Genomic DNA, 13,195 nt, shown 5'->3' with positions numbered 1-13,195 from the left:
AATCGCCGTCACGATCGAGAACGGCGGACCGGTCTGATTGAACCGGAGCGGCGGAATGAGCGCTGAGGAATGGATCCCGGGTCAAGCCCGGGATGACGAAGTTTCAACGACTGCGTCAGGTCGGCAGACGCATGCCCCACCTCTCGGCGTCTGTCAGGCCAGTCCGTGGTCTTCAGCGTATCGACCACCACCGCCTCCGTGCTGATTGTATCTTGTCCCTAACGCCAAATCACCGCTCGCGCTGCGTATCTCCATCGTGAGATGCGTACGGGATCGAACGGAAGCGCCGCCTGGCTCACGATCCGCTAAGCCCGAGGAACCTCCGTCTTCCCTTGAAGATTGGCAAAGACCGTCCACCAAGAGGAAAGCCCGCTTCTCTCTCGTGGTGCTCCGCCAAAGACCTAGCGTCGCCGGCCCAACTTCCGCGTCAGGATTTCCGGATGAAGATACTTCCCATCATGCTGCTGGCCGGGTTTGCCGCCTGCTCCATCCCCGCGATCGTCGCGGCCCAAGGGACTTCCGCCCCGGCCGCCCGGCTGGAGCAGGTCGCCGCGTTCCCGCACCAGGTAACCGGCGTCACAATTGCCGAAGACGGCCGGATCTTCGTGAACTTCCCGCGCTGGACGGAGGATTCCCCGGTGTCGGTGGCCGAGGTGATGAAGGACGGCAGCATCAAGCCGTACCCGGATGACGGCTGGAACAGCTGGCGCAATGCCCGCAAGGACGAGATGACGGCGGGCGATCACTGGATCTGTGTCCAGAGCGTCGTTGCTGACGGGCGCGGCAGTCTGTGGGTGCTCGATCCCGCAGCACCCGCGCAAGGCGCCCTGGTTCCGACCGGGCCGAAGCTCGTGAAGATTGATCTGAAGACCAATGCCGTCGCCCAGACCATCGCCTTCGACGAGACAGCGGCGCCGCAGGGCTCCTACCTCAACGACGTCAGGTTTTCGCCCGACGGCAAATACGCCTACATCACCGATTCAGGCGCCAAGGGCGCGCTGCTGATCGTCGATCTCGCAGCTGGCAAGGCCAAGCGCTCGCTCGACGGGCATCCCTCGACCCAGCCGGAAAAGGGCCTGGTGGTCACGGCCGACGGCAAGCCGGTACGCCGGCCCGATGGTCGCGGCGTCGAGTTTGCGGCGGACGGGATTGCGCTGACGCCGGACGGCAAGACGCTGTACTGGCAGTCCATCAAGGGCAAGACGCTCTACCGCGTGCCGACGGCAGCGCTGGTCGCGGGCCTTGCAGACGGCAAGGATGTCGCCGCCAGCATCGAACCTTACGGCGAGAACGGCGTGGCCGACGGCCTGATCATCGGCCGCGAGAGCGGGCACATGTACGTCTCCGCGCCCGAGGAGGATGCCGTCAAGATCCGCGACCTGACGGCCGGCCCGTCGGCCAAGCCCGAAATGTTGGTCAAGGACGCCCGTCTCCGCTGGCCCGACACGTTCGGCGAGGGACCGGACGGGACCGTCTACGTCACGTCCTCGCACATCCAGGACTCGGCCTTCTACAAGCCCGGCGCGCCGGCGAGCCTGCCGACGGAACTGTGGCGCATCGTCTTCGACAAGGCCGCCGAGGCCGCTACGCCGAAGCCGTAACGAGCAGCGGCGTTGGCAGTGCGACGGTGTCTTCCCGGCGCATTGCCGTTCTCAGCGAGCCGCCGTCCGAGGACGGAGGCTCCGTCCGACGATGGCGGCTTTGCTTTACCGGTGGATGTCGCCGTTACCAGACAGCACGCCAGCGCTTTGAAAGAAGACGATGGCCGCGTTGATGTCGGCCTGGATGGCGGCGTCGGCTGCAGCGCCATCCCGTCGCTCGATCGCGGCGAGAATGTCGTAGTGATGGGAAATCATCGCCTCGCCGCCGCTGGCGTAGACCGAGGCGATCAGCGGCCCCATGCGCAGCCAGAGGCTCTGGATCATGCCGTGCAGCACCGGCAGGCCGGCTGCCTCCGAGATACCGAAATGGAAGGCGCGGTTGAGCCGCACCGCTGCGGCGACATCGCCGGACGAGCGCGCCGCCTCGTTCTCCTCGATGATCCCCGCCAGCTTGGCGACGCCCGCGGCATCGATGGCGTCCGCGGCCAGCCGGGCGGCGAGACCCTCCAGCCGCAACCGGATCAAACGGACCTCGTCCAGCTGGTGGGCCGTCATGCGCGGCACCCGGATATCCTTCGGACCGCGCCACTCCAGTGCATGCGCCTCGACGAGCCGCAGTATCGCGTCGCGCACCGGCGTCACGCTGACGCCGAGCTGGTCGGACAAGGTCCGGATGCGCAGCTTGTCATCCGGCTTCAGCACGCCGTCGGTCAGCGCCTGCGACAGCCGCGCGTAGACCCCCTCGTAGAGATTGCGCCGGTCCATCGGCTGAAACTCGTCCATCACCTTCCGTTCTTCCTCAGCCCGTCTTGGCTCATTCCGACGATCCCCCCTTCCAAAGCCCCCACCAATCTTGACGCATGATGCATCAAAAAGCTATCGTGCCGTCGCCCGTATACGACACCCTCCCCGCTGGACCTCTGATGCAACAGCCGCCGGAAGACGACATCCTCAACACCCACTGGGAACTCTGCGGGATGGCGGAGGTCGAGGCGCTGGCCGCATCGGTCTTCGGCGTCACCGGCGAGGCGAAGCGCCTGTCCAGCGAACGTGACGAGACCTTCCGGATCGCGTCCGAGCATGGCCGCTTCACGCTGAAGATCGCCAATCCCCTCGAGGACGTCCGGGCCCTCGATTTTCAGGCGGACGTGCTGCTGCACCTGGAAGCCATGGCGCTGCAGGTTCCCGTGCCGAAGATGGTGAGAACGCTCGGTGGCGAGACGAGCGACGCCCTGGATACGCCGGGCGGAAGCCGCCGGTTGCGGATGATGACCTACCTCGATGGCGAACTGCTGGGAGCGACTCCGGCCAATCCCCGGCTTTGCCGCCAGCTGGGGCTGGCGCTCGGCAGCCTATCAGCGGGCCTTGCCGGCGCAACGGCGCGGCCGCCGGCGGGAAAACTCCTCTGGGACCTCTCGCATTTCGCCGACCTCGCCTCGCTCGTCGGCTTCGTCGCCCCGGAGCGGCGGCCGGGCGTCGAGGCAGTCCTCGACCACTTCCGCCGAACCGTCCTACCCGTGCTCGGCGACTTGCCGGCGCAGGTGATCCACAACGACTTCAATCCCTACAACGTCCTCGTCGACCCCGCGGCACCGGATGACGTCGTCGGGATCATCGACTTCGGCGACATGGTGTTCGGACCGCGGGTGGCGGATCTCGCGGTGGCGGCCGCCTACCAGGTGTGGAGCGAGGACTGGCCGGAGAAGCTCGCCGCCCTGCTCAGCGGCTTCTCGGCCGTGCGGCGGCTGGAGACGATCGAGATCGACGTCCTGCCGACCCTCATCGCCGCCCGGCTGGCGATGACGGTGATCATCACCGAATGGCGGGCGAGCCTTCGCCCGGCGGAAAGCGATTACATCCTGCGCAACCACCGCACCGCCTGGGGCGGCCTGCAGCGCCTTTCCGCCATCCCGGACGCCGACCTTCGCCGCCTCATCCACGACAGTTGCAAGGCTTAATCCGATGACGATGGTCAATGCTTTCAGCGCAGACGATTTCGCCCGCCTCAGCCCGGACGAGCAAAAGCTGATCGAGCGGCGCGAGAAGGTCATGGGACCGGCCTACCGCCTGTTCTACGAGCGCCCGATCCACATCGTCCGCGGCGACGGCGTCTGGCTCTACGACAAGGCCGGCGACGCCTATCTCGACGCCTACAACAACGTCGCCTCGCTCGGCCATTGCCATCCCGGCGTCGTCGAGGCGATCACTCGCCAGACCGCCATTCTCAATACCCACACCCGCTACCTCCACGACAACGTGGTCGACTATGCCGAGCGGCTGGCGGCAACGTTTCCGGCCTATCTCAGCCAGGTGATGCTGACCTGCACCGGCAGCGAGGCGAACGACCTCGCCGTGCGGGTGGCGCGCTCCGTTACCGGCGGCACCGGCATCATCGTCACCAGCCTCGCCTATCACGGCGTGACCGCGACCGTTGCCGAGTTCTCCCCCTCGCTCGGCGAGTCCGTCGCGCTTGGGGCCCACGTGCGCACGGTCGCGCCCCCCGATCCCTACCGCCAGTCGCCGGACGAGGCGCGCGAGCGCTTCGGCCGCGACGTGCAGCGCGCGATCGACGACCTGAGACGCCATGGCATCCAGCCGGCACTCCTCATCGTCGACACCATCTTCTCCAGCGACGGCGTCATCCCGGAGCCGAAGGGGTTCCTCGCGCCGGCGGTCGAGGCGATCCGCCGCGCTGGTGGGCTGTTCGTCGCCGATGAGGTGCAGCCGGGCTTCGGGCGCACCGGCGACACGATGTGGGGCTTCGAGCGCCACGGCGTCGAGCCCGACATGGTCACGCTCGGCAAGCCGATGGGCAACGGCTACCCCATGGCCGGCCTCGTGGTAAAGCCGGAGGTGATCGCCGAATTCGGCAAGCGCAGCCGCTACTTCAACACCTTCGGCGGCAACCCGGTCGCCGCGTCCGCCGGCATCGCGGTCCTCGACGCGCTGGCGAACGAGCGCCTGCAGGAGAACGCCCGGACGGTCGGCGCCTATCTCCGCGAAGGCCTTTTGGCACTGGCGAAAGACTACCCCGCGATCGGCGACGTCCGCGGCGCCGGCCTGTTCATCGGCGTCGAGATGGTCTCAGATCCCGAGGCGAAGACGCCCGATGCCGCCGTCACCACACGGCTGGTCAACGGCCTGCGCGCGCGGCGCGTGCTGATCTCGGCCTCCGGCCCCCACGCCAACGTCCTGAAGATCCGTCCGCCCCTGGTCTTCTCGCGCGACAACGCCGACACCCTCATCGCCGCGATGCGGGATACGCTGCAGGCGATGTGACCGTCTGCCTGCGCCCTCCCCCCTTTCCAGAGGCCGGGCGCATCGCCAGATAAACCTGCCATGCCCGATGTCGACGCGTCCTTGCTCGCCCGGTTCCACCGCCTTCCCATCGGCTACAGCGAAGGCAACTATCGCGGTCGCCGCTACGGGCTGACGGTGCGCTCCTCCGCGGACGGCCGACGGAGCTGGCTTTTCGGGGAAGACCTCGGCGGCGGACCCCACGTCAGCGGCAATCTCTACCGGCTGAAGGACCGCACTCTTCTGAAACCGTGCGAGATGTCGCCGGAGAGAGTGATCGACTTCATTCTTCATTTTCGCGTCACGCCGTGCGTGGCCGCGCCGGCGGAGTCCCGTCCCGAAGCATCCGGCCACCGGACGTTGCTCGGCGAGGAAGTCGATGAGGCCCCTGCCGGACCAATAATTCGGACGGATCGATGATGACCGCTTGAAACGCTGAGGCGTCGCCGGGATGGGCGCCCTTCCCGGAACGCCGTTCGAGGCCAGTTACTTCCAGACGCGAATAATGCGGCGCGCTGGCGCATCTAGCATTGAGTCCAAAGCGCCGACACGTTCTCTTCGGTTGTCGCTTCGGATCGGCGTCTGGCCGCACCGACTGCGCCGGCGCAGCGCCTGACGATGAGCGCCAGCAGCCACCACCTGTATCCAGCCGACACCGGCAGAAAAGCGATGGCGGATGCCATCGACCCCGACACTCATTTCTGGAGAGACGCCATGAAGATCGACCTCACGGGCAAGACCGCGCTCGTCACCGGCTCCACCGCCGGCATCGGCTATGCCATCGGGCTCGGCCTCGCGAAGGCCGGCGCCTCCGTCGTCCTCAACGGCCGCGACAAGGGCCGCACGGACGCGGCGGTGGCGAAACTGAAGAGCGAGGCGTCCGGCGCGGATGTCCGCGGCGTCTCCGGCGATGTCGGGACCGCCGAGGGCTGCGACGCCATCGTCGCCGCGCTGCCGGACGTCGACATCCTCGTCAACAATGCCGGCATCTTCAATCCTCAGGACTTCTTCGACGTGCCCGACGCCGAGTGGGAGCGCTTCTTCGCCGTCAACGTCATGTCGGGCGTGCGCCTGTCGCGTGCCTACCTGCCGGGCATGCAGGCGAAGGGCTGGGGCCGCGTGCTCTTCCTGTCGTCGGAATCCGGCCTCAACATCCCCGTCGAGATGATCCACTACGGCATGACCAAGACCGCCGACCTCGCCCTATCCCGGGGGCTCGCCAAGCGCATGGCCGGCACCGGCGTGACGGTGAACGCGATCCTCCCCGGCCCGACGCTGTCGGAGGGCGTCGCCGAGATGCTGGCGGGAGAGGTCGCAAAATCCGGCAAGCCGCTGGAGGAGGTCGCTGCCGATTTCGTCAAGGTGCACCGCTCGACCTCGATCATCCAGCGCGCCGCGACCGTCGAGGAAGTCGCCAACCTCTGCGTCTACGTCGCGTCACAGCAGGCCTCCGCCACGACCGGCGCGGCGCTGCGTGTCGATGGCGGCGTCGTCGACACCATCGCCTGAGGGAGAAGCGCAGGGGCAGGCAGGGCCGCGTCGCCGGTATTTAGCGTCTCGCCGCGGTGCCTATCCCGCGGCAGGTTTGGAGACGTGGGCGGCCGCGGCGGCGTTGGCGGTGTGCAGGTGATCGGCAAGGTCGCCCTGTCCGCCGACCAGCGCCGCCACCAGCGCGCCGACGAAGACGTCGCCGGCGCCGTGGGTGCTGACGAGCGTCACCGGCAGCGCCGGCAGCGAGACGACGGTACCGCCGCGTTCGAGGCCGGCGACGCCATCGCCGCCCGCCGTCACGACGACCACGCGATAGCGAGGCGACAGATGCCGTGCAGCGGCGGCAGCGCCCGCGAGGTCCTCGATCGCGACGGCGCCAAACGCCTCGGCCTCGATGGCGTTGACCACGAGCACGTCGACGAGGGCGGCGAGGTCTTCCGACAGATCGCGCGCGGGCGCCGCGTTGAGGCAGACCAGCGCGCCCGCCTTTTTCGCGGCTCTCGCGGCCGCGACGTTGACGGCGTCCGGCACCTCGTTCTGCAGGATCAGGGCGCGGGCGCCGTCCCACAGCGCCGGGTCCGCAACAGCGTCATGCGAGATCTGAAGGTTCGCGCCGGAGACGATGACGGCGCCGTAGTCGCCCTCGGCGTCGGAGATCGCGACGCTCATGCCCGAGCCGACCGCGGAGAGTTTGGCGATGTGCCGGGGATCGACGCCGCCGGCCTGCAGATTTTCCAGGAGGAACGCGCCGAACCCGTCATCGCCGATGGCGCCGGCCATGCGAACATCTGCGCCGGCTCGTGCGGCGGCGACGGCCTGGTTGCCGCCCTTGCCGCCGAACTTCGGGCGCCAGGCCGTGCCGGTCACCGTCTCGCCCTTGCGCGGCCGGTCCGGCGCGTCGACCATGATGTCGTAGTGCAGGCTGCCGACGACGACGATGACGGGAAGGCTCTGGCTCATGTGCGTCTCTTGGCCTTGACGGCCCCCATGGTGGCGGAAAGGTTCTGCTCGGCGGCGGCGAGGTCGCGCTGGGCGACCGCGGCGAACACCGCATCGAACAGCACGAGCTGGGCGATACGCGCGGCGGCGTTTTCACCCAGCAGCGGTGAGCCCTGCGCCGTCGAGCAAAGCACGACGTCAGCGATCCCCGCGAGCGGCGAGCCGGAATAGTTGGTGAGCGCGATGGTCCGGGCGCCGCGCCGGCGGGCAAGCTCCAGCGGCTCGATCACCGCATTGGTGTTGCCCGAATGCGAGAAGGCGATGGCGACGTCGTTCGGGCCAAGCAGCGAGGCCGACATCAGCATCATGTGCGCATCGTCGAAGACATTGGTGCGAACGCCGATGCGCAGGAACTTGTGGGCGACGTCGCGGGCGATCTGGGCCGAGCCGCCGATGCCGTAGAGATCACGCTGCCGGGCGCCGTGGATGAGGTCCGCCGCCCGCTCGAAGGCGACGGGGTCGAGGATCGACAGCGTCTCCTCGAGCGCATGGATCGAGGTGCGAAAGACCTTCTGCGCGATCATCGGTCCGGTATCGTCGGGCGACAGCTCCTGGTGCAGGTCGGCGGTCGGCAGCCGGTTATAGTCGGTGATGCCGCTGCGAAAGTCCTTGAAGCCGGTAAAGCCGAGCTTCTTGGCGATCTTGACGATCATCGCCTCGGAGACCCCGGCATCCTCGGCGATGCTCTTCAGCGACGTCGCCCCATCGAAATCCCGCCGTCCGAGGATCATGTCCACCACCCGCGCCTCCAGCGGCGTCAGGTGGGGCATCATCATCCGGATGTGCGGCCCGATGGTCCTCGGATCGCTGTAAGAAATGTTCATCCCCGCCCCCGCGTCGCGCGATCGATCAGCATCGCGACGAGGATGATAATGCCGGTGGCGAGCAGTTGGTAGAACGCCTGCACATTCAGAAGCGTCAAACCGTTGCGCAAGGACCCGAGAATGATCGCGCCGAGCAGCGTGCCGACGATCGATCCCTTGCCGCCCATCAGCGAGGCGCCACCGATCGCCGCGGCCGCGATGGCATCGAGTTCCCAGAGGTTGCCCATGGTGGGATCGGCGGCGCCGAGGCGGCCGACGAGGATCAGCGCGGCGACCGCGGCGAGCGCGCCGGAGATGGTGTAGCTCGCGATCTTGGTCATCGCCACCGGCACGCCGGCGATGTGCGAGGCTTCCTCATTGCCGCCGACGGCGAGGAAATATTCACCGAGCGGCGTCTTGTTGAGGACGATCCAGACCGCCAGCGCCAGGATGGCGACGATGATCACCGGGTTGGGGATGCCGTAGACGCTGGCGTTGAACAGCGCGCGGAACTCCGGCGGAATGCCGAAGATCGGGTTGCCGCCAGTATAGATCAGCGCGATGGCGCGGTAGAGCGACAGCGTGCCGAGCGTCACGATGAACGGCTGCAGGCCGCCGAACGAGACCAGCATGCCGTTGATGGCGCCGGCCGCCGCGCCGAACAGGATGGCCGCGGGGATGGCGAGCGCGATGGGGACGCCCGCCAGCATCAGCGCGGCGGCGACGACCGCCGACATCGCAGCCGTCGGCCCGACGGAAAGATCGATGCCGCCGGCGATGATCACCAGCGTCATGCCGAGCGCCACGCAGGCGTTGATCGAGGACTGCTGCAGGATGTTGACGAGGTTTCGCTCGGTCAGGAAGTTCGGCGTCAGCACCGAGAAGACGACGACGATGACGACGAGGCCGAACAGCGTGCCGGCATCGCGCAGGCCGAAGTTGAGGAAGCGGCGGCGCGGGGCGGCGGGGGCGAGAGTGTCGGTGGTGGACATCGGTCAGTGCTCCCGGAGCGACGAGACGGGGCTCGCAGCGTCGTTGGATTGTGGAATGGCGTGCGCGACGATCGCTTCTTCCGTGAGGTCGGCGCGCTCGATGGTGGCGGCGATCCGCCCCTCGCGCATGACGAGGACGCGGTCGGAGACGCGCAGCACCTCGGGCAGCTCGGAGGAGACGACGATGACGGCGCGACCCTCGGCGGCAAGCCGCTCGATCAGCGCGTAGATCTCGGCCTTGGCGCCGACGTCGATGCCGCGGGTCGGCTCGTCGAACAGGAGGATCTCGGCACCGGCGGCGATCCAGCGGCCGATGATCGCCTTCTGCTGGTTGCCGCCGCTGAACTGGCCGATCGGCCGCTCGATCATCAGCGGGCGGAGGTTCATCTCCCGCATCAGCTTCTCGCTCTCGCGCTTCAGGGCGCGCTGCTGGACGAAGCCGAAGCGCGAGAACCGGCGCATCGAGGAGAGGCCGATATTGGCGCGGATCGAGCGGCGGGCGACGATGCCGTCGCGCTTGCGCTCCTCCGGCAGCAGCCCGAGGCCGGCAGCGATCGCGGTGCGCGGGTTGCCGAGCTTCAGGCGCTTGCCCTTGACCTCGATCTCGCCGGATGTCGGCTTGTCGACGCCGGCGACGAGGCGCAGCAGCTCCGTCCGCCCTGCGCCGACGAGCCCGGAAACGCCGAGCACCTCGCCCCTGTGGAGCCGGAAGCTCGCATCCTGCACCGCCGTGCCGCGCGACAGGTTGCGGACGTCGAGGATGACGTCGGACGTCGCGAACCCCTTGTGCTCGGCCTGGGCGAGCTCGCGCCCGACCATCCGCGAGATCACGCCGGCCTCGGTGGTTTCGGCGAGAACCACGTCGTCGACCTTGCGGCCATCGCGCAGGATCGTCGCCGTCTGGCAGACGGTGAAGACCTCGTCCATCTTGTGCGAGACGTAGATCACGGTGACGCCGCGGGCGGCGAGCTGGCGGATCAGGACGGCGAGGCGGTCGAACTCGGCCGGCGTCAGGCTCGACGTCGGCTCGTCCATCGCGATGACCTTGGCGTCCTCCATCACGGCGCGGGCGATCTCGACGATCTGGCGCTGCGCGACCTTCAGGGTGCGGATCGGCACCGAGGGATCGATCCCCGGATCGAGCGAGCGCAACGCCTCGGCGGCGGCACGCTCCTGCGCGGCCCAGTCGACGAGGAGACCACCAGCCTTCTTCAGCGGCCGACCGAGAAACATGTTCTGCGCCACCGTCAGCTCGGCGACGTGCTGCAGTTCCTGGTGGATCATCGCGATCCCGGCCTGCCGGGCGCCGACGGGGCCGCGCCCCGCGACCTTGACGCCGTCGATCTCGACATGGCCCTCGGAGGGATCGAAGATGCCGGAGAGAATGCGCAACAGGGTGGACTTGCCCGCCCCATTCTCGCCAAGCAGGCCATGCACCGTGCCCCGCGGCACCGACATGGTGACGCCGTCGAGTGCACGGATCGCGCCGAAACTCTTGCCGACATTGGATAGCAGCAAACGTTCGCTGGTCATCTCCTGGCCCTCCCGACCGCAGTTGACGGAACCCGGGCCTTCCGCGTCGCGCGGGGCCCGGGTGCCTTTGGCTTACTTGGCCGGAGCGGCCAGCAGCACCTTGCGGAGCGCGTCGCCCTTCACGGCGAAGGTCTCGACGTTGTCCTTGGTGATCAGCGCCTGCGGCGTCGTGACGACGCGCGGCAGGGCCTGCTTGCCGACGAGACGGAGTGCCGTCTCCATCGCGACCTCGCCGGTCAGCATCGGGAAGCTGTCGACCGTGCCGGTCAGCTCGCCGGCGCGGATCGAGGCATAGGCGTCGGAGATGCCGTCGGTGCCGAACACCACGACCTTGTCCGACAGGCCGGCGGCCTTGACCGCCTCGACGACGCCGAGCGCCATGCCGTCATTGTTGGCGTAGAAGCCGAGGAGGTCCGGGTTCTGCTGCAGGATGGTGGCGGCGGCGTCGTAGGCGACCTGGCGATCCCAGTTGCCGGGAACGCTGGCGACGACGGTGAACTTGCCGTCCTTCGTCACCGTCTCGGTGAAGCCCTTGGTGCGCTGGCCCGCGGCGAAGACACCGGCCTGGCCTTCGATGACCGCGACCTTGCCGCCTTGAGGCCGGTTGTCGATGAACCACTGCGCGACCCGCACGCCGTTGTCCTGCTGGACGTTGCCGACATAGTGGCGGGCGCCGGGGATGACGGCGTCGTTGACGTTGACCACCGGCACGCCCTGCTGCTCTGCAGCTTCCAGCGCCGGCTGCAGGTTGTTGTCGGTCTGCGGCGAGAACAGCAGCGCGCTGAAGCCCTGCGCCAGCAGCGTCTCGGCGATCGAGAGCTGGCCGAGCTGGTCGCCCTCGCTCGATGCCGCCTGGTAGGCGACCTCGACATTGTGCTTTGCCGCGAACGCCGCATAACCCTCGCCGAGGGTGCGCCAGTATTCATTGGTCAGCGTCTTCGACACGCCGCCGACCTTGGTGCCCTCGGCAACGGCCGGAAGGTCGCCGAACTTCGCCTGGAGCTCGGACCAGGAAATCCGGTCCGTCTCGGTGTCCGAGTTCAGCGGGGCCAGTTCCTGCGCGAAGGCCGAACCGGCCAGCAGCGACAGCGTGCACGCGGCGACGAGCGCCTTGATACGAAAGGTCATTCTATCCTCCACAGATATTCCCGGACACTCCCGCGGTCCGGTTCGCGATGGGTTCAGGCGGCGCCGATCAGCGCTGCGTTGACGATCGCCTGACTGGCGACGGCGTCCTGCCGGGCCAGCGCGTCGCCGAGACGGTTGTCGCCCTCCAGGCTGTCGGCGACGGCGAGCAGCCGGTTGACGGTGGCGATGTTCACCTCGCACTCCGCGACCGGGTCGAGGCCGCTCGCATCGGGGAAGGTGTCGAAGTAGAGCGCGCCGTCATAGCCGTCGCGGCGGATCTGGCGCAGCAACTCGAGCGTCGCGCGCAGGTGCACCGCGCCGACCATCAGGCCGTCGTCGCGCTTGGCGTAGCCGTCGTTGAGGTGGACGCCGAGCAGGCGGCTCTTGCGGTGGATCAGCGCGGCGGCAAACGCCGGCTGCTCGTCGGCATAGAGCACGTGGGCGAAGTCGAGCGTGACGCCGAGGTTGGGCGAGCCGGCTTCCTGGATGGCGAGGAGCGTCGTCGCCGCATCCGGCAGCAGGCTGTAGGAGCGCGGCTCGTTCGGCTTGTACTCGATCGAGATCATGCACTCGGGATCATGCGCGGCAACCTCGCGGATACCCTCGACCTCCCAGGCCCAGACCTGGGCGTAGTCGACCTGGAAATTATAGTCGAAGCCGTCCTGGCCGAGCCAGATGGTCATCAGGTTCGAACCCATCGCGCGGGCAGCGTCGATGCCGCGCTTGGTAAGGTCGATCGCCTCGCGCCTCACAGCTTCGTCCGGATTTGTGAAGGCGCCGAGCTTGTAGGCGGGATTGGTGTAGTAGCGCATGGCCAAGCCGTTGACGGCGAGACCGATGTCGCCGATCCGCCGGCCGACCGCAATCGGGTCTTCCGAGACATGATCGGGATAGTTGAGGTCGAGGTCCGTCAGACCCTTTGCCGTTGCAGCACGCTCGGCCATCTGCAGCATGCTGGGCTTGCCCTTGAGGTCGGGCCAGTAGGTGTGCTGCGACGAGGCAAAGGAGTTGAGCCGTGTGGCGAAGCGCATGATTGACATCGAAACCGTCCAAGTCCGTTCGTGTTGTTCAACACAAAATCTAGTATACTTGTGAAGTTGTCAAGTCAGTGCGTTGCAGGCCGGCGCGATCGGCCACGGCTTCGCGCGGCCGGACAACCGCGCGCGGCGGTTCTCACGGCAGGTGCTGGCGATATCTTTTCCAGGGGAAAAAGTTCGAAACGGGGTCGAGCCCGGTCAAAACCGCGCGGACCGCAAGCCGGGCGTCGCGGCGGGACGGAGCCTCGTGCGACGTCAGGCTTTGCCGGACGCCGGCTTGCCAGGTGTTGATGGCCGAGCGAGGGAGTGTTGGG

General features: G+C 67.8%; 12 protein-coding genes. 5 read left to right on the top strand and 7 right to left on the bottom strand.

Annotation, left to right across the window (positions count from 1 at the left end; genetic code table 11):
* Window positions 1–440 precede the first annotated feature (440 nt).
* The gene (locus ACZL02_RS19085; RefSeq protein WP_472940473.1) at window positions 441–1,601 is read left to right on the top strand and encodes an SMP-30/gluconolactonase/LRE family protein; all 1,161 of its coding nucleotides are present in this window, start codon (window positions 441–443) and stop codon (window positions 1,599–1,601) included.
* Between the two features lie 105 nt (window positions 1,602–1,706).
* On the opposite strand, the gene ACZL02_RS19080 is transcribed toward ACZL02_RS19085, so the two are convergent.
* Window positions 1,707–2,384, bottom strand: coding sequence for a GntR family transcriptional regulator (locus tag ACZL02_RS19080; protein WP_472940472.1), 678 nt, complete (start codon window positions 2,382–2,384; stop codon window positions 1,707–1,709).
* A gap of 140 nt (window positions 2,385–2,524) precedes the next feature.
* On the opposite strand from ACZL02_RS19080, the gene ACZL02_RS19075 reads away from it, so the two are divergent.
* From ACZL02_RS19075 to ACZL02_RS19060, 4 genes are all read left to right on the top strand, one after another.
* Window positions 2,525–3,559, top strand: coding sequence for a phosphotransferase (locus ACZL02_RS19075; RefSeq protein WP_472940471.1), 1,035 nt, complete (start codon window positions 2,525–2,527; stop codon window positions 3,557–3,559).
* A 4-nt stretch (window positions 3,560–3,563) separates the two neighbouring features.
* The gene (locus tag ACZL02_RS19070) at window positions 3,564–4,880 is read left to right on the top strand and encodes an aspartate aminotransferase family protein (protein ID WP_472940470.1); all 1,317 of its coding nucleotides are present in this window, start codon (window positions 3,564–3,566) and stop codon (window positions 4,878–4,880) included.
* Window positions 4,881–4,940: 60 nt separating this feature from the next.
* Entirely contained in the window at window positions 4,941–5,318 is a 378-nt protein-coding gene (locus ACZL02_RS19065; protein WP_472940469.1) for a hypothetical protein, read from the top strand.
* A 294-nt stretch (window positions 5,319–5,612) separates the two neighbouring features.
* Entirely contained in the window at window positions 5,613–6,407 is a 795-nt protein-coding gene (locus ACZL02_RS19060) for an SDR family NAD(P)-dependent oxidoreductase (protein WP_472940468.1), read from the top strand.
* Between the two features lie 60 nt (window positions 6,408–6,467).
* Here the strand turns inward: ACZL02_RS19060 and ACZL02_RS19055 are convergent, their stop codons facing one another.
* The 6 genes from ACZL02_RS19055 to ACZL02_RS19030 form a co-directional block, all read right to left on the bottom strand.
* Window positions 6,468–7,349, bottom strand: a complete 882-nt coding sequence (locus ACZL02_RS19055) for a PfkB family carbohydrate kinase (protein ID WP_472940467.1) — start codon at window positions 7,347–7,349, stop codon at window positions 6,468–6,470.
* Window positions 7,346–8,212, bottom strand: coding sequence for a MurR/RpiR family transcriptional regulator (locus tag ACZL02_RS19050; RefSeq protein WP_472934823.1), 867 nt, complete (start codon window positions 8,210–8,212; stop codon window positions 7,346–7,348). The genes ACZL02_RS19055 and ACZL02_RS19050 overlap by 4 nt, the downstream gene beginning before the upstream one ends.
* Window positions 8,209–9,183 (bottom strand): ABC transporter permease, encoded by a 975-nt coding sequence (locus tag ACZL02_RS19045; protein ID WP_472940466.1) that lies wholly within the window; start codon window positions 9,181–9,183, stop codon window positions 8,209–8,211. Before ACZL02_RS19045 ends, ACZL02_RS19050 begins: the two co-directional genes overlap by 4 nt.
* A 3-nt stretch (window positions 9,184–9,186) precedes the next feature.
* Entirely contained in the window at window positions 9,187–10,716 is a 1,530-nt protein-coding gene (locus ACZL02_RS19040) for a sugar ABC transporter ATP-binding protein (RefSeq protein WP_472940465.1), read from the bottom strand.
* A gap of 72 nt (window positions 10,717–10,788) precedes the next feature.
* A complete protein-coding gene (locus ACZL02_RS19035; protein ID WP_472940464.1) occupies window positions 10,789–11,844 on the bottom strand; it encodes a sugar ABC transporter substrate-binding protein in 1,056 nt (351 codons plus the stop codon).
* A 53-nt stretch (window positions 11,845–11,897) separates the two neighbouring features.
* Window positions 11,898–12,884 carry a sugar phosphate isomerase/epimerase family protein gene (locus tag ACZL02_RS19030; protein ID WP_472940463.1) on the bottom strand — a complete coding sequence of 329 codons (987 nt, stop codon included), beginning with the start codon at window positions 12,882–12,884 and terminating at the stop codon, window positions 11,898–11,900.
* Window positions 12,885–13,195: the final 311 nt, after the last annotated feature.

It is taken from the genome of Mesocryomonas fontinalis (genome assembly GCF_055730125.2).
Note: the sequence above shows the minus strand (reverse complement) of the source record. Positions and strands in the feature narration are given on the sequence as shown.

Excerpts from the sequence above, each read along its gene's own strand:
- ACZL02_RS19075 (WP_472940471.1), top strand. The coding sequence starts at position 2,525 with ATGCAACAGCCGCCGGAAGACGACATCCTCAACACCCACTGGGAACTC.
- ACZL02_RS19065 (WP_472940469.1), top strand. The coding sequence starts at position 4,941 with ATGCCCGATGTCGACGCGTCCTTGCTCGCCCGGTTCCACCGCCTTCCC.
- ACZL02_RS19040 (WP_472940465.1), bottom strand. The coding sequence starts at position 10,716 with ATGACCAGCGAACGTTTGCTGCTATCCAATGTCGGCAAGAGTTTCGGC.
- ACZL02_RS19050 (WP_472934823.1), bottom strand. The coding sequence starts at position 8,212 with ATGAACATTTCTTACAGCGATCCGAGGACCATCGGGCCGCACATCCGG.
- ACZL02_RS19070 (WP_472940470.1), top strand. The coding sequence starts at position 3,564 with ATGACGATGGTCAATGCTTTCAGCGCAGACGATTTCGCCCGCCTCAGC.
- ACZL02_RS19035 (WP_472940464.1), bottom strand. The coding sequence starts at position 11,844 with ATGACCTTTCGTATCAAGGCGCTCGTCGCCGCGTGCACGCTGTCGCTG.
- ACZL02_RS19055 (WP_472940467.1), bottom strand. The coding sequence starts at position 7,349 with ATGAGCCAGAGCCTTCCCGTCATCGTCGTCGTCGGCAGCCTGCACTAC.
- ACZL02_RS19045 (WP_472940466.1), bottom strand. The coding sequence starts at position 9,183 with ATGTCCACCACCGACACTCTCGCCCCCGCCGCCCCGCGCCGCCGCTTC.
- ACZL02_RS19080 (WP_472940472.1), bottom strand. The coding sequence starts at position 2,384 with ATGGACGAGTTTCAGCCGATGGACCGGCGCAATCTCTACGAGGGGGTC.
- ACZL02_RS19085 (WP_472940473.1), top strand. The coding sequence starts at position 441 with ATGAAGATACTTCCCATCATGCTGCTGGCCGGGTTTGCCGCCTGCTCC.
- ACZL02_RS19030 (WP_472940463.1), bottom strand. The coding sequence starts at position 12,884 with ATGTCAATCATGCGCTTCGCCACACGGCTCAACTCCTTTGCCTCGTCG.
- ACZL02_RS19060 (WP_472940468.1), top strand. The coding sequence starts at position 5,613 with ATGAAGATCGACCTCACGGGCAAGACCGCGCTCGTCACCGGCTCCACC.